The sequence below is a fragment of the Streptomyces sp. HP-A2021 genome, assembly GCF_022807935.1.
Lineage (GTDB): Bacteria > Actinomycetota > Actinomycetes > Streptomycetales > Streptomycetaceae > Streptomyces > Streptomyces afghaniensis.
The window spans coordinates 9,541,684-9,567,148 of record NZ_CP094344.1 but is presented as its reverse complement, the minus strand read 5'-3'; the positions used below and the strand labels follow the sequence as shown (position 1 = coordinate 9,567,148).

Genomic DNA, 25,465 nt, shown 5'->3' with positions numbered 1-25,465 from the left:
TGTGAGCGGCGGCGTCACGTATCGAAGAAGTGACAAGGGATGGGTGGACGGGTTCGTGCTCTGCCCTCCACGTGGGACCACGGCGGCCAGTTCGGGGTGGCGTCCCGTGGGCTCGCGTGTTCAACTGTCGCCAGTTCTCGGTGGTGGCCAGGGTGACTCTGACCCTGCGTAGCGAGAGCAGCCGTCGCCGCAGTGCGCGCCGGGCGGCGGCATCCATGCGGCCGGATAGGGGCCGGCCTCGCAGGCCGCGATCAGAGTCGTGGGGGCGTGCCCTGGTCGTTCCCGTCGGGTCAGGTGAACCATCCGTTGCGCGCGGCGGTCGCGGCCGCCGCGAAGCGGGTTCGGACGCCGAGTTCCTCCATGGCTCCCGCAACGCGTTGGCGGACGGTCCGGACCGATATGCCCATGTGGCGGGCCACTGCCTCGTCGGACAGTCCTTGTGCGAGCAGACGCAGAACAGTGCGCTGGTCACGGGCGGCTGCTGGTTGGGCAGTGGTGGGGACGGCTCTGCGCCAGAGCTCCTCGAACAGCGCGCGGAGTACGGAGACCAGGGGCGGTGCCTGCACGAGGTGGTGGGCCATGCCGTCTGCTGACGGGTCCTGGCCCCAGATGAAGGGGATCCCGGCATGGTGCGGTCCAAGGATGTGGAACCAACTGGGCAGGCCGGGCGCGGAGCGGAACTTTCCACCTGCTTCGGCCAGCACGTCCATGGCCGCCCTGACGCCCGGCATCTCGGGCAGGTGAGGCGAGACGATGCACCGCAGGGTGACGGTGCCTGCGCGGAGCAGCTCGGCGAAGCGCGCCACGTAGTCGGGGGTCAGCAGCTCGAACGTTCCCGGATGAGGGTTGACCGAAAGGCTTTCGACGTGCGCATGAGCGGCTGCGGTGGCCGAGCAACGCTGCCAGTGGTCCGACACGTCCCGAACCGTCACGAGTGGACTTCCGGAGCCGCCGCCTGCGGCGTCGAGACTGGTGAACCGCTCCAGAGCATTGAGGAGCGCGGTGGTCCCGGCGGCCTGATCTGCTGCCTGCCGCAATTGGTCCCGCACCAGGCGGAACATCGCGGTGGACGGGCGGCCAGCTCGCACTCGCCCCTCCTCACCATGCACCAGGCCCAAGTCTGTCAGGAGTTCCAGCGCCGCGCCGGTGCGGGCCAGTGACAGGTCCAATTCGGAGGCAAGTTCGGCCGGATGGCGGTCGGGCCGCGCCAGAACGGCCTCGTAGACAGCGAGGGCCGCATGGTCGATGCCCCACGGTTCCAGGGGGTTGCTCGTCATCGTCTGAACCTGCCAGGAGCGCTGGGCGGCCAAACGTGACGGCGCGTCTGCATGTTGCTGCAGCTGCATTCTTTGTGGCTGGCTCGGCATCGGCTCGCCCGCGCACGATGGTCACGGGGCCCCGAGCGGCTGGGAACAGAGAGGGGCGCCTGGAAGGAGAAGCCGCATGCCAGGCTGGCAGAACCACGACTATTCCAGGGCGGCGCAACAGCGCTACCAAGGCATGATCGAGCAGCAGAGGAAGCTCAGGGAACGGTTGCAGACGTCGCCTCGCCCTCACGCCGATCCCGGCGCGCCCGCTGCCCACCGCGGCAGGCCGGGGGCGCACGGAAACGGCGGCGGTTCGGCGATGGCGGCCTGCGCCACAATCGCGCTCATCTTGTTCGCACTCGTCGTGATCGGTGTCGCGGTAGTGGTGATCATCTGGGCGTTCAGCGCGGTCTCCGAATTCTTCACAGCCGTCCCGAGCGCGCCTGGCTAAAATCCTCCCCGTCGCGACGGCCCGACCGCTTCGGACGGACGCGGTCGTGTTGCACGCCGCTGCGACTCGTCCACCGGGCGCCTCGAGCACCCGATCGACCCCCTTCCGGAGCGAAGGCATACCCCACCGCACCAGCCGCTGAAGCTGTGCCGTGGCGACGCGCACTCCTCGCTGCCGGCACCAGGTCGATGCCCGCCCGCCGCATTTCTCTCCGCGTGAAAGGAACGAGCGTTGTTCGCGAACCGTGCGCCACGTGAAACCACCACGACCAGCCGGTACACCCGCGTCCGGACCACGGCGGTGACGTCCGTACTGTCACTGCTCGCGGTTCTCCTCGTCGCCGTGCCCGCGGCAAACGCCGCCGAGTCGGGTCTGAGCCGGTGTATGCGGGGCACGGCACCCGACGTGGATGTCATTCTGGACCACGAGGCCGGAGTGAGGGCCACCAACTGGCCACTCGGGGACAACCCTGCCAACGGAGTAGGTCCCGGCGACGCGGTCACCATCTACGCCAGCGGATGGATCTACATCAACTCCTGGCCCGTGTACGAGGTGTACGGCCCCTCCGGCAAGGCGGAGATCGCCCCCCAGGGCTACCCCGTTCCGGGGATGCGGAAGTACGCCTCGTTGTGGCGGTGGAACCACAACCCGACCGGCTGGGTGGGCGAATGGGGCCACACCTCGGAATTCGGTACCTGCCGAGCTGCGCCGTCGGTGCCCGCCCGACTCATCTTCTTGATCAACGATGACGTCACCTGGGACAACACCGGCTCCTTCAGGCTCTGGGTCAAGGTCTGGAAGTCCCGGTGACATGCGGCGCCGGGGACACCCGACGCCTGGCCGGGGTTTCGTACTCGAGACGCGCGAACGACGAGCGACTGGTTTCGTAGGTGGGAACGGACAACATTTGTCGGCGGTTTCCGGAAGCACTTAGCGATCACTCGGGTCGGAAATGTCTATGAGAAGTGACAACACCGGAGGCCGCAACTGATCCATGCCGTGCGCCTGGGTGAGTTTGATCCAGACGATCGTGGTCCGATGCGGGCGGTGCTTGAAGGGCCGGATGGCGGTGGGGAGCCGGCAGTGAAGGGGCATTGCTCAAACTCACAGACGTCGCGCTGCAAGTCGCCGAGCACCCGTCGTTCTTCTCGACCTTGATCTGCCTACCAGGTGACCGGAAGTTCACGCACGCCGTAGACCGTCATGGCCGACCGCAGTGGCACTTGCTCGGGCGCGACAGTGAGACGTAGTGCCGGGAAGCGGCGAAGCAGTGCGGGGAGGGCGATGCGCATTTCGGCGCGGGCCAGTCGCTGCCCGACGCACCGGTGGAGGCCGTGACCGAACGCGAGGTGTCCGGCCGTGGAGCGGGTGAGGTCAAGCGCGTCCGGGTCGGCGAAATGGTCAGCGTCCCGGTTCGCCGCGGACAGTGCGACGGTGACGGACTCGCCGGCCTTGATCGGGCAGCCGTGGAGCTCGATGTCCTGGAGCGCGACGCGGACCACGTGATGGATGATCGTGAGGTAGCGCAGCAGCTCCTCGACCACTGCAGGGGCGTCTTCCTCCTTGTCGCGGACCTCGGCTAACTGTGCGGGGTTGGCCAGCAGAGCGAAAGTGCCCAGCGCAAGCATGTGCGCCGTCGTCTCATGCCCGGCGATCAGGAGCAGGAGCGCCAGTCCGGCCCTCTCGTCCGCAGTAAGTCCCTCGTGCGCAGCGAGCCCGCTGAGCACGTCTTCCTCTGGCCAGGAACGCTTGTGGCGCAGCAGGTCCCGTAGATATGCCATGAGCTCGCTGACCGCCTCTTGCCGGCGTTCCGGTGTGAGGTCGACGTTCAAGAGCGTGGCGGCGTTCCGCTGGAACTCCTGCCTGTCGGAGTAGGGCACCCCGAGCAGTTCGCCGATCACTTGTGACGGGATCGGCAGCGCGAATGCCTTGAACAGGTCGGCCGGGCCTCCGGCGAGCTCCATCGCGTTCAACTGGTCATTGACGATCGCTTCGATCTCCGGTTCGAGGAGCTTTATCCGGCGCACCGTGAAGTCACCGGTGAGCAACCGCCGATAGTGGTCGTGCTCGGGCGGGTCCATGCGGAGGAAGAACCCCGGCGGCACGGGCACGCTTGCCGGCTGGGCGATCGGTGAGCGCATGTGGTCCGGGCGGACGCTGAACCGGGGATCTGCCAGGATCGCCCGCGCTGCGGCCAAGCCGGTCACCAACCACCCCTGACCACCGTCGACGTAGGTCATCCGATGGATTGGGCCGAGCCCCTGCCGGCGGCGCAGTTCCTCTGGCGGATCGAACGGGTTCTGGCGGGCCGTGGGCATGACTCCTGCCGGGGACGTGCTCTCCATCGGCCGCTCCTCGGTCGGTACGGACCTCCCAATAAAGCAGCACTCGATGCAAAACGTCAATGAATGCAAAATTACATCGCATGCGGTAAGGTGCTGTCGTGACCAGCGACCCAGGGCTGCGCCAGCGGAAAAAGATGCGCACGAGGCAAGCGCTCATCGAAGGCGCCCTGCGATTGTTCGCCGAGAAGGGTTACGACCAGACAACCGTGGCGGAGATCGCGGCCACCGCAGACATCGCGACACGGACCTTCTTCAGCTACTTCGACAGCAAGGACGACATCGTCTTCTTCGACGACAGGTCGCGGCTGGAGCGCGCGGTCGAGATCATCGGAGAACGGCAGCCCGGCGAACCGGTGGCCGACCTGCTGCGGCGCGTCATCGACCAGAGTGTTTTCGCGGACACGGACTCGGAGTTGGCGCGGAAGGTCGGCCCGGCTCGGACCCGGCTGATCGCGTCGGTCCCGGCACTTCAGGCGCGCGAACTGCACCTGCTGTTCGACATCCAGCTACAGCTGACCGAAGCGCTCCACCTCGCTTGCCCCGAGCTGGACCTCGTCGAGGCCGCCGCGGCGGTGGGCTCGCTGGTCGGGGCGATCAAGGTCGTCGTCGCCGCATGCCAAAAGCGGGGCAACCGGCCGGAGCAGACCTACAAAGCCGTTCAAAGGGCCACCGACATCGCGATCGACGGCCTCAACTCGCTCCCCCGCCCGGCTTAGCGCGTTCAGCGCACGCGCACTCGGTCGTGGCACGGATAGCGGTGAACGCGTCTCTGGCCGGTTTTTGAGGCTCGGACGGGTCAGCCTGAGGCTGCGCTCTGCGCCCGGGCGGCCCGGGTGCTGGCGAGCCGGTAGGAGTCGGTGCCGGTCTCGATGATGTTCCCGCCGAAGGTGAGGCGGTCGACGATGGCCGCGCAGAGTCGCGGATCGGTGAACGTTTTGGTCCACCCGCCAAACGACTCGTTGGAGGCGATGGCGACGCTGTTCTTCTCCTCGCGTTCGGTCAGCACCTGGAACAGCAGCTCAGCGCCCCTGCAGTCCAGCTCCATGTAGCCGAGTTCGTCTATGCAGAGGAGATCGACGCGCCCGTAGCGGGCGATGGTCTTGGTCAGGATCTTCTCGTCCGCGGCCTCGACCAGCTCGTTGACCAGCTTGGTGGCCAGTGTGTAGCGGACCCGGAAGCCAGCCATGGCGGCCTCGGTGCCGAGCGCGATCAGGAGGTGGGACTTGCCGGTTCCGGAGTCGCCGATCAGGCAGAGCGGCAGTCCTTTCTTGACCCATTCGCAGGTGGCCAGGGTGTGGATGACGGCTGGGTCGATGTTCGGGTTGGCGTCGAAATCGAAGGCCCTGATCGACTTCTCCCGCGGGAACTGCGCCGCGTTGATGCGTCGTTCGGAGCGGCGGCGGGCCCGGTCGTCGCACTCGGCCATCGGCAGTTCGGCGAGGAAGCCGCGATACGACATCTGGTCGCGGGCGGCGGCTTCGGCCAGTTCGGGGAACTGGGCCCGGATGGTGGGCAGCCTCAGCATGCGGCATGCCTGGTCGACGGCGGCGGTGGCGGCCTGTTCGGTCAGCCCTCGGTGTCGTTTGAGTGTCACGGCATCTCTCCCTGGATGGCGGGGCGGTCGGCCGGCTGCCGTGCTCGCAGCAGCTGGTCGTAGGCCGCGACCGAGGGCAGCGGCCGGGCGTCGGGCGGGCAGCTGGGCAAGCCGCCGTTCGGTCGACGAGGTCACGTTCGTCCGTTCCGGCTCCGCAGGGACGACAGGAGCCGCGACCTCGTCGGCTTCGGCCGCCTTCCGCGCCTCCAGGGCGACCGCGTCCGCGGTCAACGCGCCGGCCCTGAGCGCGGAGGCGAGCCCGGCGACCAGGTGTTCGTGGGGGACGTGGCGGCCCATCAGCAGGACTTCGATCAGGGCCCGGGTGCCGTCCCGCTCGCCGGGGGCGGCCTTCGCCGCCTCCCACCAGGCGTCATGGACCGGCGTGAACTTCCCTGCGGAACGGGCCTGTTCGAGGGCGGTGGCCCCGGGAAACGCTCCGTGCTTGCGGACCAGGGCTTCCAGGTAGTGGTCCAGATCCAGCCGAGTCTGTCCCTTGGCGATCAGCCGTTCGTGGCGGGCGACCTCCTGCTGGCCGTCGTAGACCACCAGCTCGGACGCGTGCAGCATTGCCCGGAGCGTCCGGCCGATCAGCCGCACCGGCACCGAGTAGCGGTTGGTGCGGACGCTGATCTGGCTGAAGCGGTCGACCCGCAGGCTGAACAACCGCCCGGTCTCGAAGGGTTCGTCCGGTAACGGCTGCAGCAGTGGCCGTTCGACGGCGAAGTACTCGCTCACCGGCCGCGGCCGGGAGCCGATCCGGCGCTGTTCGTCCTCCTCATCCCACTGCTCGATCATCGCGTTCAGCTGGGCAAGGGAGACGACTTCTGGGACGGGGACCATATGGTTCCGGCGGAACCAGCCGATCTGCCCCTCGACCCCACCCTTCTCGTGGGCGCCCTCGATGCCGGGCAGGCAGTAGGCCGCGTCGATGCCGTAGTGCGACCGGAACGCGGTCCACCGCTCGTTCTCCGCGCGGGAGCGCGAGCTGAGTACCCGGGAGGCCGCGGAGCGGAGGTTGTCGTAACGGACCTTGCCGGTGGGCACTCCGCCCAGCACGCTGAGAGCGTGGACGTGGCCTTCGAGGAACGCCTCCTGGCCGCAGGAGGCGAAGACGCGGTGCACGGCCTTGCCCGAATACGACAGGCGCATCGCGAACACGAAGCAGGTGACCAGCTCACCGGCCAGACGTACCTTCACGTCGCCGAAGTCCACCTCCGCCTCGGCCCCCGGCCTGTGGGACTGCGGAATGAACGCGTGTACCACCCCGCGGCCAGCCTCAACAGCGATCTGGGGGCGACGGTCGGCGACATAGGCCCGCACCATCGGATAGGTCACCGCCTCCGCCCCGTGCTCGTCCAGGAGCCGGTCGAAGATCCGCTTGACCGTGTGACGCTGCTTGCGCGGCGCATCCAGATCCGCCCGGAGCATCTGGTCGATCAACGGCTTGTAGGCATCCAGGCGGGTCCCGCGCGGCCGCGGCTTCTTCCGCGGCTCCGGCCAGACCGACTCCAACGCGGCCTTCACCGTGCGGAATCCGACTCCGTACTCACGCATCAAGGCCCGGTATGACATCCCTACCCGGGCATCACGGCGGATCGCCGCGTACAAGTCGACCTTGGATTTCGGTGGCGTCATCGCAGCCTCATCCTGCAGGGCACGTCAATGCTCCCACCGCAACCCCTCGGCGTTGCCAGAACTCACAGACATCGCCCTCCGGCGAAACGAGGCGTTCTCGGCCCTGAGCGACAAGTGGTGTCGGATCCCGTCGACGAAACCAGCCGAGTACAGCTCGGCGTTGAAGATCCGCGGAATCCAGTACGACGCGCCGGGCCGGGACTCCAACAGCTGCTCCTCGGGCAACACCGACGAGGAGTACCTGACGGTGAAGAACTACTCATCCCGCTCGACGATCAACCTCAAGGGATACGTCGTCAAAGACGCCACCGGTAACCGCTTCACCTTCACCGCCAACCACTACCTGCAGCCCGGCGACTATGTGAAGCTGCGCGGCGGCCACGGCACCGACTCCGACACCCACAACGTCGTCTACCGCGACAACTGCAACTTCCTGTGGAACGACGACGAGGACACCATCTACCTATACAAGCCCTCAGGCAGCCGCGCCGACGTCCACGCCTACACCAACCGCAACGACGACCCTGACGGCAACGGCTACATCCACTTCCACGGCTGAGCCCCCACCACCACCCGGCCCCGGGCCGGCTGCCTAGCCCGCCTCAGGCCCTGGCTGGGGGCGTCGGTGAGGCGAAGGTGCCAGGACTGCGATCCCAGCGCATCCGTGCTCAGCGCACCACCGCCCGGCCGGTCGGCGAATAGCCCGAAGGTCGGTCCAGTCTGTAAGGATGTGCCAGGACTGGCCGGCCCGGGTCGGTCAGTCCGGTGCGTGCGGGGTTTCGGTGCTGCCGGTTCAAGGCTGGAACTTGACTGGAGTCTCCGTCGGCCCACCGCCGTCGGTGACGAACTGCCAGATGGTGATGGCGGCGACGATCTGGGCGATGAGATACGCCGCCTGCAAGGCGAGGTAGCGCATCTGGTAAACGGACAGCAGGAGACTGAGCCGTGACGGCCAGTAGCGTCGTTCTCCACGGAAGGTCTCCAGGTCCATGGCGAGGGCGGTGACGGTAAGGATCAGCAGGGTGAGGGACACGTCCAGCGCGGCCTCGCCGTGGCCTTCGTCGGTTGCGAGGAGCGCCAGCGCGTCGAGTCCGATGGGCAAGGCGTACGCCAACCCGAAGCCCAGGGCGCGAGCGGGTCCACGGCGCCCGGGCAACAGCCGCCACAGGGCTCCGAGCAGGAAGCCGGCGCCGACCCACCCCAGTTCCCACAGCAACAGCATGAGCGCCGTGTCCGCCGCGCCCCATGACGTCTGCTCCCACGAGCCGTTCTCGATCCAGGTCCGCCATGTCATCAGCGCGCTCGCCGGGGCGGCGAGGAAGGCGGCGTACGTGGCCGCCCGTTGGCCGTTCTTCCACCAGGTCGCGCGCGGCCCCCAGGCCAGGACGACGTCGACGACGGTCACGTCGGAGGGAAGCCGGTCCGAGGCCTGTCCGTTGGTGTGCCCGGGTATCCGCCAGCGGTGGAGCCCACGCAGCCGACGCTCCACCGCACCTCGGGTCATCGTCGTCTCGTCGGATTGGCCGTTGTCCAGTCGGCGCAGGGTGGCGTGCAGTTCCCGGTACTGGCGGGCGCGGTGGAGGAAGTCCACGCGGTGTGCTTCAGCGAAGACTTCGCGCAGTGGCCGTCCGGAGACGTCCAGGCGCTGCGCGAGCGTCGAGCGCCGGCCGCCGACGATGAGGAGCAATCCCAGCACGGCGACGTCTAGGCCGATCTGGAGCCATACAAGGGCGCCGTTGTTGAGGTAGGACCCGATCAGGGGTGTGACGAAGACGGTGTAGAGCAGCATCATCAGCAGGATGTCCGGTGCGGATGGGGCAGCGTGCTGGGACTGCGGCGCGGTGCCTCGTGCCCGCAGCAGTGCGACGATCGCCAGCGCTGTCAGGACGGTGTCGTAGCCGAGCAGCCAGCTGGCGCCGTCGGCCGCCAGCTCGTGCAGCCCGCTGGTCAGATGCTCGCCGTGCCGCGTGGCGTACTCGTCGGTGGTCGGGTCACTGAGCCAGGACACACGGTCCCATCCGCGCTCCGACAGCCACAGATGACAGCCGACCAGTACGGCCGCCAGCGCCACGGACAACGGGACCAGCACGGGTAGTCCGGGCCGCCGGTGCGGCGCCGACAGCTGCCGGGCCCAGGCGAGGGCGCCGCAGAGCAGGGCCGACTGAGCGAGCAGGTTCGCCGTGATGAGGGCCCCAGTGGAGGAGGAGACAAGAACCGAGGTGACGGCTGCGGCCCCAAGAGTTCCGGTCACCGCTAAGACGGCGGGTCCCCGGTGGCACAGCGCGGCCAGGGCGACCGCCGTCACCGCCGACAGGGTGACCCCCAGGACGACCGCTGCGTTGGGCGGGTCGATCCTGAACCCGTTCAGGGCGGCGAGGGCAGGGCTCAGCCACACCCAGCCGACCAGTCGTCGAGCGGCGCTCGTCTCCTCCGGCGTGCCCAGCGCACCCGCCGGTCGGCGCCGGGCCGATCGGACCGCCGTGGTGGCGACCGCGGCGATCCCAACCATCCAGAGAAAGCTGCCCACCACACTGACGTTGTTCATGTCGCGGCCGTCGCGCGCCGCCCACGCCCGCTGCCAAGGCGGGGTCGTTCGTACCTCGATCTCGGGAATCGATCGCGCCGACCCCGTCGAGGACTTCCACACCAGGACGTGGGCGCCTCGGCTGGCCGACGGCTCGGGCCGTGCCCACTCTGCGCCCTGCGTGCCCGGGTCGATCTCGATGGTGTCCCACCGCGCGGCCCGCAGGGCCTCGGGTGCCTTGAACCGGATGGTCCAGCGGGCGAATCCCGCCTCGATCTGCCAGGGCCCGAGCGCTACATGGCGTTCGTTGACCCAGGCGTGCGTCTCCATCCGGATGCGCACCTCCTTGCCGTCGGAGGTGATGCGGGGAGGGGCCTTTCTCCACTCGTCCGGGCGGAGCAGTTGGGCACCGGCTTCCTCCCGCACCAGGCAGCCCAGGGCCTGCCGGTATGCTCCGCTGTCCTCGCCCATCAGGAGTTTCGGCGCCAGTGGCCACGACGTGGGCACGCGCACGGTCATCGCGCTCTCGGCCCTGCTGTGCGTACGGCCGTGGTGGAGCAGACGCAAAGACGCGGAGGCGTGTGCGGAGGTGAGCCGGTGAACGGCACAGTCGCCCGCGATTCCCACGGTGCGGTACGCCTCCGCCGATGCCGTCAGCCAACATGTCAGAGTCACCAGCGCCACGACGATCAGCCGCACAATCCGCCCCCGCTCCCTACCGTCCCTCAGGGGTGATGCCACCGGAATGTTGGTCTCATTCCCCCGACTGAGGGATTGCGGCCGAGCGTGCCAACAGGCCGATCGCAGAACGAGACAGCACGGCTCACGGCCGAGCAGGCGGAAGCGACCGAATAGCCGCAGGGGCGGAGGGGGTCAGCGTGGCGGGCGCAGCGAGCGCTGCCCGATTACCCAGGGCCTCGACGACAAGACCCCTCGTGATGGGACTTGACCTCGAGCGCGCTCCAAGTGATGGGGTGTTGCTCCCAGGCGGCTACCAAACAGGAGGAGCGTATGCGTTACACCCGACTCGGAACCACCGGACTTGAGGTATCGGCGCTCTGCCTGGGTTGTATGAGCTTCGGCCAACCGACCCTGGGGGCCCCCGAATGGACTCTGGAGGAGGAGCCGAGCCGGGAGATCATTCGCAGTGCCCTCGAGGCGGGAATCAATTTCTTCGACACAGCCAACGTGTACTCGTCCGGGTCGAGCGAGGAGATCGTCGGGCGGGCGCTGAAGGACTTCGCTGCTCGTGACGAAGTCGTCATTGCGACCAAGGTGACCGGCCGGATGCGGCCGGGGCCCAACGGCGCCGGGCTGTCCCGCAAGGCGATCCTGTCCGAGATCGACAACAGCCTGCGCCGACTCGGCACGGAGTACGTCGACCTCTACCAGATCCACCGGTGGGACCACCGGACACCGATCGAGGAAACCATGGAGGCTCTCCACGACGTGGTCAAGGCCGGGAAGGCGCGGTACATCGGCGCCTCCTCCATGTACGCCTGGCAGTTCGCCAAGGCCCAGTTCACAGCCAAGGCAAACGGGTGGACGCGGTTCGTCTCCATGCAGAACCAGTACAACCTGATCTACCGCGAGGAGGAGCGCGAGATGCTCCCGTTCTGCGCGGACCAGGGTGTCGGCTCGATCCCGTGGAGCCCGCTGGCCCGGGGTCGGCTGACCCGTCCTTGGGACGCGGCCACCTCCCGCTCGGAAACCGACGAGTACGTCAAGAGCTTCTACCAGGACAGCGACTGCATGATCGTGGACCGGGTCAACGAGCTCGCGGCCAAGCGCGAGGTCTCCCCCGCGGAGATCGCCCTCGCCTGGGTCTCCCGCAATCCGGTCGTCTCCGCACCAATCGTGGGCGCCACCAAGCCGAAGCACCTCAAGGACGCCATCGCTTCACTGGAGTTGGAGCTCACCGAGAGCGAGGTCGAGTATCTGGAGGCGGGCTACGCGCCCCACGCGATCGCTGGCTTCGCGTAAGCCGTCAATGTCACAGGAGCCCGGATCTCGCTGCAGTGCTGTGCGGGTGGGCCCTGATCACCTGACATCTACGGCTGACATCAACGGGTGCGAACGTCGGCGTATCGGGGCGGCTCGACTCAGAACGCCAACGCTGCTACCGCGCCGCTGAACAGGACGGGCACAGTCCCCGGACCGAACTCCAGAGGCGGGAAGCCGAGCGGGAACACGGTCGGCGCGTCCGGCCCGCCAGGTCGGAGTGGATCGTCCAGCTCGGCATCGGCACCGGACGCCCACCTGTCCAGGTCCACGCCGGCGACTGCAACGCCGCGGGCAACCGCCGCCGCCCCGTTGGCCGGGACGAAGCCCGCCGCCTTCTGGCTTCCGGACTGCCCGCCTGCCCCCACTGCCAGCCCGACATCGAACTCCGCATCCTTGACTGATCACCCGGCCGGAGGCGGTTGGGGGCGCTCCCCAACCACACGCGCCGCGACATACGTGGGGAGCATGCCCCCGTACGCATGGCTCCGGCAGCAGGGCCGTCGAGAGATCGAACAGTCGTGTTCCACGAGACAGTCGGCCTGGAGGACTGGCGTGTGCTGGGCGAGGGGGCGTGCGCGCACTTCCGCACCGGGTCGTTCACGGTCGGCGCCCGACTCGTGCAGGCGATCAGCGAGTTGCCGGGCGTTGGGGACGGCCACCCGGACATCGACCTGCGGCACGAGGGCGTGACCGTACGACTGATCACGATCACGGACGACTACTACGGGCTTACCGAGCGGCACATCGAGCTGGCCCGGCAGATCCACGCAGTGGCGCGCACGCTGGACATCGCGGCCGACTCATCCACCGTGCAGACCGTCCAGGTCACTATCGACGCCCTCGCCGGTCCGGACGTGGTGCCGTTCTGGCGTGCCCTGCTCGGGTACCAGGGCCGCGCGAACAGCGGCGAGGACCTGATCGACCCGCACCGCCGCGGGGCACCGTTCTACTTCCAGCACATGGACGCACCGCGCCCGCAGCGCAACCGGGTCCACATCGACGTCTGGGTGCCATACGACCAGGCCGAGGCGCGGATAGCAGCGGCGCTCGCTGCCGGCGGCCGCCTGGTGAATGATGCGGACGCGCCGTCGAACTGGGTGCTCGCCGACCCTGAGGGGAACGAGGCGTGTGTCGGCGTAGCTGGCTGGACTGGGCCAGACGCCAGCCGCCCGTGAAAACCCCTGCTCGACGAGACCATGTCGCCGGTTGAGCACGAGGCACGGTTCGGTTCGTGGCGGTTCATTGATCGAATGCGGTCAGTGACCGTAGGACGGGGGCGTCGGTCTTGTGGTTTGGGCCAGATCGCGGCGGCCATCGCGAGGATGCGCTGGGCGACTTGGACGGCGCCGCCTTCGAAGGTGCGTCCGCCATGCTGTTCGAGGTCCAACTGCCCCTTTATGGTGTCGTTGACCGAAGCTGCCACACCGACTTCAGCAGGGACTCGCCTTTGCGGCGCTTCTCGCCTTTGAAGGACGGTCGGAGTAGTTCAGCGCCTCGCCTCACGAGGTCGTTCTCGAACTCCGTGGAGGCAAAGCCCTTGCCCGCGATGACCAGCAGCCCCGGCCGGTCGGTGGCCAGACGCGGCTCGCGGTACAGCATCGAGGCCAGCAATTCCCGCTCGTCGATCTTCGAGTTCGCGAGTGCCCAGTTCGGCTCGGCAGGCTTCTCGGAGATCGCTGCCGGAAGCGAGCAGCGCAAGGCGGGCCAACGGTTCGTCGCGCTCGGAGCAAGAGGTCCTGCTCTGTGCCTGCCATCGTGCGAAGCGGGTTCGTGCGATCAGATTCGATCCTGTTGTGAAGGCGTTGCAGATAGGAGCACACGCTGTCACGTCCGGTGATAGAACGATTACCTTTGGCGATAGCGCATGAGGAGCACGGTGACGACGGTGGGGGCCTTCCTCGGCATGGTGCGAGGGCGGAGGCAGCGTCGCGAAGGTGGCGGATACGGACTTGTGCTGCAGCCCAGGATGCGGCACGGGGTAGGGGCGTCGGGAGCGGTGGTGCTGGCTCTCGGCCTGCTGATCCTTCCTGGCGCTCATAGTCAGGACGGCACGTGGTTGGACTTCGGCAACAGGCTCGGGGAGATCACCTTCGGCTTCGGTCTGCCCTTGGCCGCCGCCTTCGCCTGTTGGCTTGGTGGAACGGATGCGCGTGCCGGGACGGGGTGGCTCGCTGACACCGCTGTCCGACGTGCGCTTCCACGAATCATGGACGGCATGGCGCCGGCGGTACTGTGGCCGCTGGCCGGCTATGCGGTGGCGTCCCTGACCTCCGCGGCGAGGACCTGGAGCTCGAACCTTGGCGGGTTTCCCTTTGACGCCCTGGCTTCGAATGCGGGGGCGTTGGTGGCTGTGGCCTGCGTCGGCTATGCCCAGGGTCGCCTGGCTCCGCTGCGCGCTGCGGCCCCGCTCATTGGTATGGCGGTTCTCTTGCTGTGTGCCGGAGGATTGGGCGAACCGCTAGGTTTGACCAACGGTTTCGCTCAGCAGACGTACACGGGCTCCGGCGTCCCCGGTCTTGACGCTCTCTACGGCGCCCCCATCCCTGCATGGCTCCCCTGGCTGGTCACGGCCGTCTTCCTTGCCCTGGCGGCAGCAGCGGTGCTGCTGAGCGCGCGTCGTTGGATCCCGGCGGTGCTGGTGCTGATGCTGGTCATCCCGATCAAGCTCTGGCTGGCTGTGTCTGCGACCCTTGACGGTGACCAGCGCATGGCCGCTTCCCCCGTGAAGCTGGCCTGTTTCGGCAGCGAACCGCGGATCTGTGTCGGCGCGGACGTCGCCTGGGATGATGACCAACTGCTTGAGCGAGTGCGGCACGTGGCTCAGCGGCTCGATGGGGTGCGTGGCGCACCCACCCACTATGTGATCACCACAACCGAGCCAGTGAGTGTCACCTCTCCGCAGCACTGGCAGCGTGAGCAGCCATGGTCCGCCGCTGTGGTGGTCGAGAAGGACACCGACCGGCCGGACCCGCTCCTGGAAGGCGAGCTCGCCGACGAAATCATCACGGACGCGGGTCGGGGCAGGTGCGACTGGGAAATCGTCCGCGAGGCCTATACCTGGCTGGTGCCTCCGGAACTGCGTCTGGTGACGTCGTGGTGGTACTCCCCCTACACCCCGGCCAGGACATCCAGGCTTGATTCCCTGCCCCGTCAAGAGCGCATCGCATGGCTCAACGCTTACTTCAGCGGATCACGTTGCCCAGAACTGCCCCCGCTGCCGCGGTACGGCACCCAACGACCCGAGGCAGCACAGTGATGCCAGCTACACGCCCAGCCTCCCGGCCCACCATGGCCCTGCGCCGGCTGACGTCCGCACCGTCGCTGCGGGCGGCACGAGGGCCGCGGTTGCCATGGCTGCTGGCCGTTATCGCCGTGTGCGCCGTCGGGGTGTGGCTCGCTCACGCCGGGCACTCGGAGACCGCGCTGCCGATGCTGCTAGCGGTCGCCCCGGTACTGCCCCTGATGTGCGTGGCCAGCAGCTACGGCGGTCGCGCCGACCCGTTCGCCGAAGTCACCCGCACCACCCCGGCCGGCGGCCTGCGGATCCTACTGATCCGCAATGGGCAAATCCTCCTGATCTGCCTTCCCCTGCTCACCGCGATGGCCCAGCTGCTACCCGACAACCGCTGGGCACCCGGCGCCGCCACGTGGCTCCTGCCGGCACTGACCCTCACGCTGTTCACCCTGCTGGCCAGTTCCTACATCGGCGGCTGGCCAGCCGCGCTGGTGACCACGACCGGCTGGATGGTGATCGTGGGCGCTTTCACCGAGGTAATCGACAAGAAGCGCGGCAACCGGCACAAGGGCTTGGGTGAATTGCTGCCCGAGGTGCTCAGGGAGCTGATCGGGGGCTCGGCACAGATGTGGTGGGCCATCGGCGCGGCCGTGCTCGTTCACCTTCTGGCAAAGCGCCGCCATGCCTTCGACCGCGCAGAAGGACGCCGATGATCCGCACGGTGAACCTGTCCGTACGCCTGCGCCGCGCCCTCGCCGTGGATGGCGTCGATCTCGACCTCGGCCCAGGTGTCCACGGCGTACTCGGCTCCAACGGCGCAGGCAAGTCCACTCTGATCCGCACCCTCGCCACCGCGGCCGCCCCCAGCGAGGGCACCCTCACCTTGCTGGGCCGCGACCCCACCATCCCATCCCAACGCCTGGAGATCCGCCGCCGGCTCGGCTACCTGCCGCAGCAGTTCGGCGTCTACCGCAACTTCACCGTGCGAGAGTTCCTCTCCTATGCCGCATGGCTGAAGGAGATGCCGGGCACCACCATCCCCGCCGCGGTGGAGGAAGCCGCCGACCAGGTTGGTCTCGCCGACCGAATCGACCGCAGACTGCGAACTCTCTCCGGCGGGATGAAGCAGCGGGTCGGAATCGCTCAGGCCATCGTCAACGATCCCGAACTGCTCCTCCTGGACGAACCCACGGCAGGCCTCGACCTCGAACGAAGAGGTGAATTCCACGCCTTGCTGCGCGACATGGGGCAAGCTGCCTGCGTCGTGCTCACAACCCATCTGCTTGAGGACATCACCGAAGCATGTTCCACCGCAACCGTCCTCAGCCGGGGGCGCGTTGCCTTCCACGGCACCGTCGGACAACTGACTGCAGCGGGGGGCTACACGACAGTGCTTCGCCAAAACCAGCGCACGAGGCCACGGCTGCGGCGATCGGGCATGCCTTAAGCAGCGAAGTGCGCCTCCCCAGCGTGAGGTCATAGCCGCTTACGACCACGAAGGCGCAGGACAAGCGCCCGGGTCCAGGGCTCCCCCGAAACGCAAGATGGTCCCGTAAAACCCGCAACGGCTACTCGACAGCGCGGGTCCCTCGCCTGGAACGGGGCGAGTCACCGATGCCCCATCCTCGACGTGCTGCAGAGATTCGCCCCGGCCCTCGACATCCCGCCCCAAGACCTCGGCCCCTCCCCGCGCATGCCGCGCCGCCATCCCGACACAGTGTTTCAACCGGCCTGTACCCGCCGCTTCCCGCTCCTGCTGCGGGACATCCAGGGAGTGAGGACGGTGAAGAAGCGGTGAATCTAAGGAAACTGCTCGCGAGCCTGGCGGTCATCGCCGCCGCCCACTGCAACGCCTCCGACGACGGCAGTCTCGCCACACGACTGCCCCGTCTTCTGCGCGCAGACCACCAGGCCACCGGCACCGAGCACCGGCGGTCGGCGTGCTGCGTCGGCCGGTCGCTCGCGGGCGCGGCGGAGAGCAGAGCGCCAGCGAATTCGTCATGGAGCTGCTGGGGATCGGGAGGAAGCGACGCGGTACGCCGGTTGACGGGGCGGGTGCTGCTGGGCTTGCACGACGAGCACATCGACCAACTCCAGCAGCGCTTCCAGGAGGTCAAGGCGGCCCACGCACGCCCAGGCGAAGGCCTCGGCCGCAGCGATGCTCACGGCGCGCTGGGATGCCGGGCTTCCCGGCCCCCTGGACCTGGAAGCGACTGAGCAGCTGTGGAAGCAGGAACACGCGGCCGCGGCCGAGCGGGCGCAGCACGCTCAGGCGCAGCTGGGCAGGCATCAGCAGCACCTGGCCGAGTTGGACAGGCAGCGCGACCAGGCGAAGACGGCACATCAGTCGGCGCGCCGCCGTACCGGCCCGGTGGAGGAGCGGCTGCGGCAGGCCCAGCGCCATGAGGGCCGTCTCGAAGGCCACCTGGAGGGGCTCAGCCAGCAGTCGTCGCACCACAGCACTGCCCGCAGTGCGCTCAGGTGCTGCGCGTGGAAACCCTTCCCGATGACCACTGCCGGGTGTGCAAACAGCAGGACGTGCTGCGCGCAGAGCGGCTTGCGGACCAGGCGGCTCGGCTGGCGGAGGCGGAGCAGGCTCTCGCCTCGGCGCGGCAGGCCTACGGGCGGCTGGAGACCGAGCTGGCACGGGCGCAGCAGACGGAGGACACGGCGCGGGAGGCGGTGTGGGCGGTCGAGCAGTCGATCGGTGATTTCACGCGTTCCACCCTTGAGCCGTGCCGGCAGTCCGCCCTGACGCACGAGAAGGACGCCGCTCACGTGGCCGGGCGCCTGGAGAAGCTCCAGGAGCGGGTCAAGGAAGTCTGCGTGCTCGCCGCCCTGGAGGCGGAAGGTCGCGCTGTACGCGGCGATCCGTCGCGACCATCTGCTGGGGCTGTCGCAGCGGACGCACAACGTGTCCTGGCGTACGGTGCGGCGGGCTCTGGACAGGCACTGGCCCGAGGCTCGGAAGAAGCAGCGGCGCAAGGAGTCCCGGCTCGATGCCTACAAGCCGCTGATCGACGGGATGCTGCGCGCGGACCTGGACGCTCCGCGCAAACAGCGCCACACCGCACAGCGCATCTTCGACCGGCTGGTCGAAGGGCATGGGGCGGACGACATCTCGTACTCCATGGTCCGCGTCTACGTGAAGGCCCGCCGGCCTGAGATCCGGGGCCAGGCAGGGGTGGACCCTGATGCGGCGTTCATCCCGCAGACGCACCTGCCCGGAGCCGAGGCAGAGGTTGACTTCGGCGACGTCCACATCGTGCTGGCCGGGGTGCCCACGAAGGTCTTCCTCTTCTCGCTGCGGCTGCCCTACTCGGGCAAGGCCGTCCACCGGGTGTTCGCCTCCTGCGGTCATGAAGCCTTCTTCGAAGGACACGTCCACGCCTTCCGTGTGCTCGGTGCTCGGCGGCCTGCCGCGGGGACGTATCCGCTACGGCAATCTGCGGGCCGCCGTCGAGCGGGTGCTGGGCCTCTCCGCCTGGACCCGGGTCGAGAACGACCGGTGGACGGCCTTCCGCTCGCACTGGGGCATCGACGCCTTCTACTGCTGCCCCGGCATCGAGGGAGCGCACGAGAAGGGCGGGGTCGAGGCAGATCGGCTACTTCCGGCGCAATCACTTCGTCCCCGTTCCCGAGGTCGCCTCGCTGGCGGAGCTGAACGAGATGGTCGACCGGTGGGACGTGGCGGACGAAAGCCGCCGGCTGCGATCTCGCACCCGCACGATCGGTGAGTCCTTCGCCCAGGAGCAACCGCTGCTGAACCCCCTCCCGCGAGAGGTGTTCGAGACCGGCCGCTGGTTCACCCCGCGCGTGAACCGCTTCAGACAGATCACCGTCCGCAGTAACGCCTACCCGGTTCCCGTCCGGTTCATCGGCCGCCAGATGCGCGTGCTGCTGCACGCCAACGACCTGGCGGTCTACGACGGCCGCGAGGGAGTCGCCCGTCACGAACGGGTAGTGGGCCGCGGGGGCTCGCGGCTGGTCCTGGACCACTACCTGGAAGCCCTGATGCGCGAACCCGGCGCCTTTCCCGGGTCGACGCCGCTCGAACAGGCAAAAGCAGCGGGGAAGTTCACCCCGATCCATGACAAGTGGTGGGCTGCCGCCCGCGCAGCCCACGGCGAGGCCGCGGGCACCCGGGCCCTGATCGAGGTGCTGCTGCTGGCCCGGCACATGGAGCACGACCACGTCGTCAACGGACTCGCGGCCGCCCACCGGGCCGGGGCACTGACCGCGGACGCGGTCGCGCTGGAAGCACGCAAGGCCGCACAGGGCGAGACGACGGAAACCTCCGCCAGAACGGGGGCGCCCCGCGATGAGTCATCGGCGACGGTCACTTCACTTGCCGACTGGAAGCTCTCCCATCTGCCGCCCGACATCCGACCTCTTCCATCAGTAGCCCACTACGACCAGCTCCTGCGCCAACGGCACGGCCGGACGGCCGGCGAGAAAGAGGGATCATGAGCCCACGCAAACGCGGCCTGACCGAAGAAGCCGCCACCGCCTCGATCGACCAGGCATGCCGACTGCTGCGGCTGCCCTCCATCCGCCAACAGTTCCACGACCTCGCCGAAGGTGCTGCCCGCGACCAGAGGTCCTACCGCGCCTTCCTCGCGGAACTGCTGATGGCCGAGTGCGACGACCGGGCACGGCGACGCTCCGAACGCCGGATCAAGGCCGCGTCCTTTCCCCGGGACAAGTCGCTGAGGGCCTTCGACTTCGATGCCAACCCCAGTATCGACCCGGCCACGGTCAACACACTGGCCACCTGCGACTGGGTCAAGAAGGGCGAGCCGCTCTGCCTGATCGGCGACTCCGGCACCGGCAAGTCCCACCTGCTGATCGCGCTGGGGACCGAGGCCGCCATGCTCGGCTACCGCGTCCGCTACGTGCTGGCCGCGAAGCTGGTCAACGAACTGGTCGAGGCCCCCGACGAGAAGCAGTTGTCGAAGACCACCGCCCGCTACGGGCGCGTCGATCTTCTCTGTATTGACGAGCTCGGTTACATGGAACTCGACCGGCGCGGATCCGAGTTGCTGTTCCAGGTGCTGACGGAGCGGGAAGAGAAGAACAGCGTCGCGATTGCTTCCAACGAGTCGTTTTCCGGGTGGACGAAGACGTTCACGGATCCGCGGCTCTGCGCGGCCATCGTCGACCGGCTGACCTTCAACGGCGCGATCATCCAGACTGGCACCGAGTCCCACCGGCTCGCCCACACGAAGGCGGTGGCCGAGTGCGCCGAAGCCAGCTGACCGGCCGCCACGCGGGAGACCCTCCCGACAGCGGCCCGCTCAGCCTTCTCGCTATGGGCTGACAAGTTGTGCGGGATCTCTCCGGAGACGGCCTGTCGGGCAGGCCTGGGTGGGTCCGCCCGACAGTGTGCAGTGTGTGACACCCTGCCCGAGCTTTCGGGTGAGGGTGGTGCCTGTGGTGTGGCTAGGCGGCCGGCTTACGGATGCTCAGCGATGGTGGGGCTCGCCGGTCAGTCGATGCCGTCGATGATGCGGAAGTCGCGCTCGACGCCGTCAGGGAGGGCCACCAGCGCCTTCTGGTATGCCTCGCTCTCGTATGCCGCGACGGCCTGTTCAAAGCTGTCGAACTCGATCAGAACGACGCGTTGCGTGATTCCGGCCTCGTGGGCGACGACTCGACCGCCACGGGACGGGATCCGGGACAGGGTGCGCCCGCCCCCAGCCTGGACAGCCGGACCGGCCAGCTTGTCGTAGGCAGTCAGCCTCTCCGGGTCGGAAATGGCGGGGTAGACACTGACCCAGTAGCCCTTAGCCATGGAAACCTCCTGTGTTCGGCCGGACACGTCCGACTTCGAATTGACACTCAGATCGATCGATCCCGGCGACAGGTACTGCGGTCAGTTGAATCGCCATATGCGCAGGTTAGGGCTTGATGTGCGGTCGAGGGAAAGACCGGTACGGGATAGACTCAGAACGGATCGTTATCAATCGGCAGGGAGGCCACGTGGCGCCGGATACGGTGAGCCTGAGGTACTTCCTGGTGCTGGCGCAGGAGTTGAACTTCACCCGCGCGGCCGCACAGATCGGTATCGCACAGCCCGCACTCAGCGCCCGGATGCGCCGATTGGAGGCGGAACTCGGTACGGCCCTGCTGGTCCGCAACACGCGTAGCGTCGTATTGACCACGGCCGGTGCGGCTTTGGCGGAGTCCGCGCCGCCCGCGCTGGCGGCGCTGGACCGGGCATGGGACACCGCCCGGAGCGCGGCGGCCGGTGAACTGGGCACGCTGCGCATCGGATACAGCCTCAGCACCGGGGCCGAGACGGCACCGGCCCTGGTGGACAGGCTGATTCGCGGCAACAGCGGACTCGAGGTCGGCGCGGTCCCGATGGCGACACCGGAGATCTCCCCCGCGGTCGCCGACGGCCGCATCGATGCCGGGATCACCCGCGGTGAACAGCCGGGCCGTGGCGTGCGCCGGTTCCTGCTGCGGCGTGCGCGCATCGGGGTCCAGCTGGCGCAGCACCATCCGCTGGCCGAACACCCGGAGATCGAGATCGCCGACGCGGCCGCGTATCCGCTGCGACTCCCGGACCGTGCGGCCAACCCGGTGATCCACGATCAGCTATCCGCACTGTTCCGAGACACCCGACCACACCCCCGATTCCACACGCCCGCAGTCTCCTTCGACATGTCTCAGCGCGACCTGCGCGACGGGGTCACCCTCGCCCCGGCCGGAGAAGCCGCGGTCACGGCGCAACCGGCCGGTCTCACCTGGCGACCGCTGCGGGGCGCGCCCAGCCTGACGATCCACCTGGTCCTCCCACGCGAGCAGTCGCCGCTACACCGCCGCATCCGTGCCGTCGCCAAGACCCTGGCGCACGAGCTGCACTGGCTGCCGGACTGACGCGCCAGAGGTCAAGCGAGACGGACGCCTGCGGTGGCGAGGCCGAAGACCTTGCGCCCGGCGGACTTCGCGGTGATGGCGACGGCGGTCTTGCTGAATGTCCGAATCAAGCACGGAACCACTCCCTACTACCGGGGACTTGGCGAACTCATCAACCAGGTTGTCGCCGCTGAACGTCAGACGGGCGTGGGGCAGGCCAGGAGGTGAGGGGTAGCGGGCCGCGGTCGATGACGGTGCGGATGCAGAAGGTGCTGCGGGCGTCGCGGACAGGGCCGATGGACAGGATCTGGTCGGTGAGCACTCTCTCGAAGGTGCGCAGGTCCGGTACGGCGAGTTCGACGAGGAAGTCGGCGTCGCCGGGGCCCCGTGGCAGGCGACCACGTGGTCGATCGCCTTGAGTGCCTCTTCGACCACTTGGGAGGTGGTGCGGGAGTGCTCGACCTTGAGGGAGAGGAACACCGTCAGCCCGAGGCCGAGGCGCTCGCGGTCCAGGTCGGCCCGGTAGCCGGCCAGGACCCCATCCTCCTCCAGCGCCTTGGTGCGGCGCAGGCAGGACGAGGGTGACAGTCGTACGGCCTCGGCGAGTTCGACGTTGGGGGTGCGGCCGTGGCGCTGGAGGTGGTCCAGGATCGCCCGGTCGATGCGGTCGTACAGGGGGCGTGGCATGAAATGCAGCGTCATGGCTGAATCAGCGCACAATCCTGCGTTGCAGGGCCGCCCGGGCGCTGTATGCGCTATCGCGTGCCGCACTCGGCGGCGCATCCTGGTCACGTGTTCCGGCCGTTATGCCGGACCGCGCTTTCACACCCCTCTCACGCACACCGGACTGCCTCACGCACTACTCCCCCCTGGAACCCGACCGCGCCACGATGGACGAAATGGGCCGTCTGGTCCTGGACCGTGTCGTCGACCGCACAGAGAAGCTCGCGGACCGCCCAGCCACCAGCCCCCTGTCCCCGCAGGCCGAGGCCGACCTGGTCAAGTCCTTCCTGGCTCCTCCGCCCGACCGGGGCGGCGACCTGAAGGCCCTGCTCGCGCGCCTGGACGAGGCCGCCGACTGCGCTCTGGAGACGGCCGGGCCGGGCCACCTGGCCTACATCCCGGGCAGCGGTCTGTACTCGGCCGCGCTCGCCGAGTTCTACAACCGTGCCGTCAACCGCTACGGCGGCCTGGCCTCGGTGGCCCCGGCCCTCGCCGCGCTGGAGGAGAGCGTGATCCGCTGGATGGCCCGCGATGTGTGCGGCCTCCCGGACAGCAGCGGCGGCCTGCTAACGAGCGGCGGCTCGATGGCCACATTCTCCGCGACGGTCGCCGCCCGGCACGAGCGGCTCGGCGACGATCTGACCGGCGGCACCGTCTACACCACCGCCTTCGCCCACCACTCCGTCGCCAAGGCCGCCCGCCTCGCCGGCATCCGCGCGGCTCACATACGCACCGTGCCGCACACCCCCGACCTGCGGATGGACCCCCACGCCGCCGCCGCGATGATCCGCGCCGACCGGGACGCCGGGCTGCGGCCGTTCCTGCTGGTGGCCACCGCCGGCACCACCGACACCGGCACCGTCGACCCGCTGCCTCAACTGGCCGGCCTGGCCCGCCGAGAGGACGTGTGGTTCCACATCGACGCGGCCTACGGCGGCTTCTTCCGGCTCACCGCACGCGGCGCGGAACGCCTCACCGGTATCGAGGAGGCCGACTCGATCACCCTGGACCCGCACAAAACCCTGTTCATGCCGTTCGGCACCGGCGCCCTGGTCGTCCGCGACCTCGCCGCCCTGCACGCCGCGCACGACGGCACCGGCAGCTACCTCCAGGACATGGGGGCGGCGGGGAGCGTCCCGGACTCCGGCCGGCTCGGGCCCGAGCTGACCCACGAGATCCGTGGTCTGCGGGCCTGGCTTCCCCTGCAGCTGCACGGGGTGGACGCCTTCCGCGAGGCTCTGGACGAGAAGCTCGACCTGGCCGAACACGTCCACGAGACACTGTCCGGCGTCGCGGAGCTTGAGGTCCCGCAGCGCCCGGACCTGTCCACCGTGATCTTCCGCGTCCGTCCCGCTGACACCGGCCACGCCTCCGCCCAGTTGGCGGACGAAGCAAGCCGCCGTCTGCTGGAGCGGATCAACGGCCACCGGCGCATCGTGCTCTCCAGCACGGTGGTCGACGGCCGCTACACCCTGCGCGTGTGCGTGGTCTCCCACCGCACCCACCACGACCGCATCGCCGAGGCGCTGCGGATCATCACTGCCGAGGCCAAGCACCGCACCACCGCGTAGCCGGCGACGGCCCTGGACCCGGGTGGTGTCCACCTGAGAGACGCCTCCGTCGAATCACGAACGCAAGGAGGACTTCATGACTTTCCATCCCGCATCCCTTCCCGAATCCCTTCCCGCCAGGGGAACAGCCATCGTGACCGGTGCCTTCTCGGGCATCGGTGCGGCCTACGCACGTCGGCTCGCTGCGGATGGTCACGGTCTGGTGCTGGTGGCGCGCCGCGCAGAGCGTCTCCGCGCACTTGCCGCGGAGCTGGCCGGGCAGCACGACGTACGAGTGGAAACCGTCGTCGCGGACCTGGGCGATGCCGGTGACCTGGACCGGGTTGCCCGGCGAACCGCCGAGGACGACGTCGAGCTGCTGGTGAACAAGGCGGGCATCAACGGCTACGGCCCCTTCGCCGAGACCGATGCAGCACTGCTGGAGAAGGTGATCGCCGTGAACGTGGTGGCGCTCACCCGGCTCGCTCGTGGTGGATAGCGGCCGCGTGCGAGGATGCTGCTGTGCTGGATGAGATCGACGCGGTGGACTGGGACTCCATACCGGGCCATCCCGACTGGTATGAACCGGATCGTGCCGCCGGTGGTCTACGTGCCCTGTCCGAGGCAGCGAACCTGGTACAGGCGGCGGAGGCCGGCTCGCAGCTCGGCGGCGGTGGAATTGTTCATGGCCACAGCGCCGCGGTGTTCCCAGCGGCTGTGGTTGCGACTCCGCTTCTTCTGGACATCGCCCAGCGGGGTCACCCGGCGGCACAGGACACTGCGTTGGGGCTGCTTGATGAGGCTTTGTCATGCTATCCGCATGTCGGATACACGCGGGTGGCGGCTTCTGGCAGCACTGCGGCTCCCATCTGCTGTGCCATCGCCCACTATCTGCAAGATCGTGCCGATTTCCTTGTCGGGTTGGGCAAGAGGGGAAGGTCATTGCTGGCCGACGCGGCCGCGCACTGGCGGTTCGAGATCCGCGAGTGCGTCGCCGGCAGCGGCGACACGGCGGCCTTCGGCATCTTGGCCGGCTGTCTCCCCGACGGCGTGCACGCGGCGGAAATGCATCTCGCTGGAGCCATCACCGTGCTGAGCGGGCTCACCCTCGAGTACCCGCCCGCGGAGGGCTCTCTCGACGCATGCCTGCGGGTCTTCGCCCGGCATCCGGGCGAACTACCGCCAGGTGCCGTGCTGTTTGCGGCCGAGTGCGGGGATCGCGTGCACTGACTG

Annotated in this window: 23 protein-coding genes and 3 pseudogenes; 16 read left to right on the top strand and 10 right to left on the bottom strand. The window is 68.5% G+C overall.

Annotated features, from left to right (window positions below):
• Positions 1 to 290 precede the first annotated feature (290 nt).
• The gene (locus MQE23_RS43130) at positions 291 to 1,346 is read right to left on the bottom strand and encodes a helix-turn-helix transcriptional regulator (protein ID WP_243382334.1); all 1,056 of its coding nucleotides are present in this window, start codon (positions 1,344 to 1,346) and stop codon (positions 291 to 293) included.
• A gap of 97 nt (positions 1,347 to 1,443) precedes the next feature.
• Here MQE23_RS43130 and MQE23_RS43125 point away from each other — a divergent pair, with 97 nt between their 5' ends.
• Positions 1,444 to 1,758, top strand: coding sequence for a hypothetical protein (locus MQE23_RS43125; RefSeq protein WP_243382331.1), 315 nt, complete (start codon positions 1,444 to 1,446; stop codon positions 1,756 to 1,758).
• 231 nt (positions 1,759 to 1,989) lie between these two features.
• Complete coding sequence (locus tag MQE23_RS43120) at positions 1,990 to 2,568, top strand: hypothetical protein (protein WP_243382329.1); 579 nt, start codon at positions 1,990 to 1,992, stop codon at positions 2,566 to 2,568.
• 353 nt (positions 2,569 to 2,921) lie between these two features.
• Here MQE23_RS43120 and MQE23_RS43115 read toward each other — a convergent pair whose 3' ends face one another.
• On the bottom strand, positions 2,922 to 4,103 hold the full coding sequence (locus MQE23_RS43115; protein ID WP_243382326.1) for a cytochrome P450: 1,182 nt from the start codon (positions 4,101 to 4,103) through the stop codon (positions 2,922 to 2,924).
• A 98-nt stretch (positions 4,104 to 4,201) separates the two neighbouring features.
• On the opposite strand from MQE23_RS43115, the gene MQE23_RS43110 reads away from it, so the two are divergent.
• Complete coding sequence (locus MQE23_RS43110) at positions 4,202 to 4,819, top strand: TetR/AcrR family transcriptional regulator (RefSeq protein ID WP_029181127.1); 618 nt, start codon at positions 4,202 to 4,204, stop codon at positions 4,817 to 4,819.
• A gap of 80 nt (positions 4,820 to 4,899) precedes the next feature.
• On the opposite strand, the gene istB (MQE23_RS43105) is transcribed toward MQE23_RS43110, so the two are convergent.
• Both istB (MQE23_RS43105) and istA (MQE23_RS43100) read right to left on the bottom strand, forming a co-directional pair.
• Positions 4,900 to 5,697 (bottom strand): IS21-like element helper ATPase IstB, encoded by a 798-nt coding sequence (gene istB, locus MQE23_RS43105; RefSeq protein ID WP_243382960.1) that lies wholly within the window; start codon positions 5,695 to 5,697, stop codon positions 4,900 to 4,902.
• A 744-nt stretch (positions 5,698 to 6,441) separates the two neighbouring features.
• A pseudogene (gene istA, locus MQE23_RS43100) lies at positions 6,442 to 7,251 on the bottom strand (IS21 family transposase); the annotation flags it as partial.
• A 184-nt stretch (positions 7,252 to 7,435) separates the two neighbouring features.
• Between istA (MQE23_RS43100) and MQE23_RS43095 the strand changes: the two are divergent.
• Positions 7,436 to 7,891 (top strand): lamin tail domain-containing protein, encoded by a 456-nt coding sequence (locus MQE23_RS43095; protein ID WP_243382958.1) that lies wholly within the window; start codon positions 7,436 to 7,438, stop codon positions 7,889 to 7,891.
• A 234-nt stretch (positions 7,892 to 8,125) separates the two neighbouring features.
• On the opposite strand, the gene MQE23_RS43090 is transcribed toward MQE23_RS43095, so the two are convergent.
• Positions 8,126 to 10,555 (bottom strand): DUF6185 family protein, encoded by a 2,430-nt coding sequence (locus MQE23_RS43090; protein WP_243382323.1) that lies wholly within the window; start codon positions 10,553 to 10,555, stop codon positions 8,126 to 8,128.
• A 312-nt stretch (positions 10,556 to 10,867) separates the two neighbouring features.
• Between MQE23_RS43090 and MQE23_RS43085 the strand changes: the two genes are divergently transcribed.
• From MQE23_RS43085 to MQE23_RS43075, 3 genes are all read left to right on the top strand, one after another.
• Positions 10,868 to 11,839, top strand: coding sequence for an aldo/keto reductase (locus MQE23_RS43085; RefSeq protein WP_243382320.1), 972 nt, complete (start codon positions 10,868 to 10,870; stop codon positions 11,837 to 11,839).
• A 74-nt stretch (positions 11,840 to 11,913) separates the two neighbouring features.
• A complete protein-coding gene (locus MQE23_RS43745) occupies positions 11,914 to 12,261 on the top strand; it encodes a DUF6233 domain-containing protein (protein ID WP_347710173.1) in 348 nt (115 codons plus the stop codon).
• Between the two features lie 117 nt (positions 12,262 to 12,378).
• Complete coding sequence (locus MQE23_RS43075) at positions 12,379 to 13,035, top strand: VOC family protein (RefSeq protein WP_243382317.1); 657 nt, start codon at positions 12,379 to 12,381, stop codon at positions 13,033 to 13,035.
• 220 nt (positions 13,036 to 13,255) lie between these two features.
• Here the strand turns inward: MQE23_RS43075 and MQE23_RS43070 are convergent, their stop codons facing one another.
• On the bottom strand, positions 13,256 to 13,558 hold the full coding sequence (locus MQE23_RS43070; protein WP_243382314.1) for a hypothetical protein: 303 nt from the start codon (positions 13,556 to 13,558) through the stop codon (positions 13,256 to 13,258).
• A gap of 301 nt (positions 13,559 to 13,859) precedes the next feature.
• Here MQE23_RS43070 and MQE23_RS43065 point away from each other — a divergent pair, with 301 nt between their 5' ends.
• From MQE23_RS43065 to MQE23_RS43055, 3 genes are read left to right on the top strand one after another with little or no spacing between them, the layout of a single operon-like run.
• A complete protein-coding gene (locus MQE23_RS43065; RefSeq protein ID WP_243382311.1) occupies positions 13,860 to 15,116 on the top strand; it encodes a hypothetical protein in 1,257 nt (418 codons plus the stop codon).
• A 32-nt stretch (positions 15,117 to 15,148) separates the two neighbouring features.
• Positions 15,149 to 15,808 (top strand): hypothetical protein, encoded by a 660-nt coding sequence (locus tag MQE23_RS43060; RefSeq protein WP_243382309.1) that lies wholly within the window; start codon positions 15,149 to 15,151, stop codon positions 15,806 to 15,808.
• On the top strand, positions 15,805 to 16,542 hold the full coding sequence (locus tag MQE23_RS43055; RefSeq protein ID WP_243382307.1) for an ATP-binding cassette domain-containing protein: 738 nt from the start codon (positions 15,805 to 15,807) through the stop codon (positions 16,540 to 16,542). The genes MQE23_RS43060 and MQE23_RS43055 overlap by 4 nt, the downstream gene beginning before the upstream one ends.
• A gap of 666 nt (positions 16,543 to 17,208) precedes the next feature.
• Here the strand turns inward: MQE23_RS43055 and MQE23_RS43050 are convergent.
• On the bottom strand, positions 17,209 to 17,520 hold the full coding sequence (locus MQE23_RS43050; protein WP_243382305.1) for a hypothetical protein: 312 nt from the start codon (positions 17,518 to 17,520) through the stop codon (positions 17,209 to 17,211).
• Between the two features lie 432 nt (positions 17,521 to 17,952).
• Between MQE23_RS43050 and istA (MQE23_RS43045) the strand changes: the two are divergent.
• A pseudogene (istA, locus tag MQE23_RS43045) lies at positions 17,953 to 19,565 on the top strand (IS21 family transposase).
• Positions 19,559 to 20,353, top strand: coding sequence for an IS21-like element helper ATPase IstB (istB, locus tag MQE23_RS43040; RefSeq protein ID WP_279345208.1), 795 nt, complete (start codon positions 19,559 to 19,561; stop codon positions 20,351 to 20,353). The pseudogene istA (MQE23_RS43045) and the gene istB (MQE23_RS43040) overlap by 7 nt, the downstream one beginning before the upstream one ends.
• Before the next feature lie 230 nt (positions 20,354 to 20,583).
• Here istB (MQE23_RS43040) and MQE23_RS43035 read toward each other — a convergent pair whose 3' ends face one another.
• Positions 20,584 to 20,889: a DUF1330 domain-containing protein gene (locus MQE23_RS43035; protein WP_243382301.1), complete on the bottom strand. Its 306-nt coding sequence runs from the start codon at positions 20,887 to 20,889 to the stop codon at positions 20,584 to 20,586.
• Positions 20,890 to 21,077: 188 nt separating this feature from the next.
• Here MQE23_RS43035 and MQE23_RS43030 point away from each other — a divergent pair, with 188 nt between their 5' ends.
• A complete protein-coding gene (locus MQE23_RS43030) occupies positions 21,078 to 21,980 on the top strand; it encodes a LysR family transcriptional regulator (protein ID WP_243382300.1) in 903 nt (300 codons plus the stop codon).
• 151 nt (positions 21,981 to 22,131) lie between these two features.
• Here the strand turns inward: MQE23_RS43030 and MQE23_RS43025 are convergent, their stop codons facing one another.
• Entirely contained in the window at positions 22,132 to 22,281 is a 150-nt protein-coding gene (locus MQE23_RS43025; protein ID WP_243382953.1) for a hypothetical protein, read from the bottom strand.
• A gap of 269 nt (positions 22,282 to 22,550) precedes the next feature.
• Positions 22,551 to 22,646: pseudogene (locus MQE23_RS43020) on the bottom strand (AsnC family protein); the annotation flags it as partial.
• 212 nt (positions 22,647 to 22,858) lie between these two features.
• Between MQE23_RS43020 and MQE23_RS43015 the strand changes: the two are divergent.
• The 3 genes from MQE23_RS43015 (at position 22,859) to MQE23_RS43005 (ending at position 25,462) form a co-directional block, all read left to right on the top strand.
• Complete coding sequence (locus MQE23_RS43015) at positions 22,859 to 24,253, top strand: aminotransferase class V-fold PLP-dependent enzyme (RefSeq protein ID WP_243382298.1); 1,395 nt, start codon at positions 22,859 to 22,861, stop codon at positions 24,251 to 24,253.
• A 76-nt stretch (positions 24,254 to 24,329) separates the two neighbouring features.
• Positions 24,330 to 24,731, top strand: a complete 402-nt coding sequence (locus MQE23_RS43010) for an SDR family NAD(P)-dependent oxidoreductase (protein ID WP_243382296.1) — start codon at positions 24,330 to 24,332, stop codon at positions 24,729 to 24,731.
• A 23-nt stretch (positions 24,732 to 24,754) separates the two neighbouring features.
• Positions 24,755 to 25,462 (top strand): hypothetical protein, encoded by a 708-nt coding sequence (locus tag MQE23_RS43005; RefSeq protein ID WP_243382294.1) that lies wholly within the window; start codon positions 24,755 to 24,757, stop codon positions 25,460 to 25,462.
• The last annotated feature ends 3 nt before the right edge of the window (positions 25,463 to 25,465 follow it).

Bases quoted from the DNA above. Each gene is read 5' to 3' on its own strand.
- MQE23_RS43125 (WP_243382331.1), top strand. From the start codon at position 1,444: ATGCCAGGCTGGCAGAACCACGACTATTCCAGGGCGGCGCAACAGCGC.
- MQE23_RS43085 (WP_243382320.1), top strand. From the start codon at position 10,868: ATGCGTTACACCCGACTCGGAACCACCGGACTTGAGGTATCGGCGCTC.
- MQE23_RS43010 (WP_243382296.1), top strand. From the start codon at position 24,330: ATGACTTTCCATCCCGCATCCCTTCCCGAATCCCTTCCCGCCAGGGGA.
- MQE23_RS43060 (WP_243382309.1), top strand. From the start codon at position 15,149: ATGGCCCTGCGCCGGCTGACGTCCGCACCGTCGCTGCGGGCGGCACGA.
- MQE23_RS43035 (WP_243382301.1), bottom strand. From the start codon at position 20,889: ATGGCTAAGGGCTACTGGGTCAGTGTCTACCCCGCCATTTCCGACCCG.
- MQE23_RS43115 (WP_243382326.1), bottom strand. From the start codon at position 4,103: ATGGAGAGCACGTCCCCGGCAGGAGTCATGCCCACGGCCCGCCAGAAC.
- MQE23_RS43055 (WP_243382307.1), top strand. From the start codon at position 15,805: ATGATCCGCACGGTGAACCTGTCCGTACGCCTGCGCCGCGCCCTCGCC.
- MQE23_RS43130 (WP_243382334.1), bottom strand. From the start codon at position 1,346: ATGCAGCTGCAGCAACATGCAGACGCGCCGTCACGTTTGGCCGCCCAG.
- MQE23_RS43015 (WP_243382298.1), top strand. From the start codon at position 22,859: ATGGGCCGTCTGGTCCTGGACCGTGTCGTCGACCGCACAGAGAAGCTC.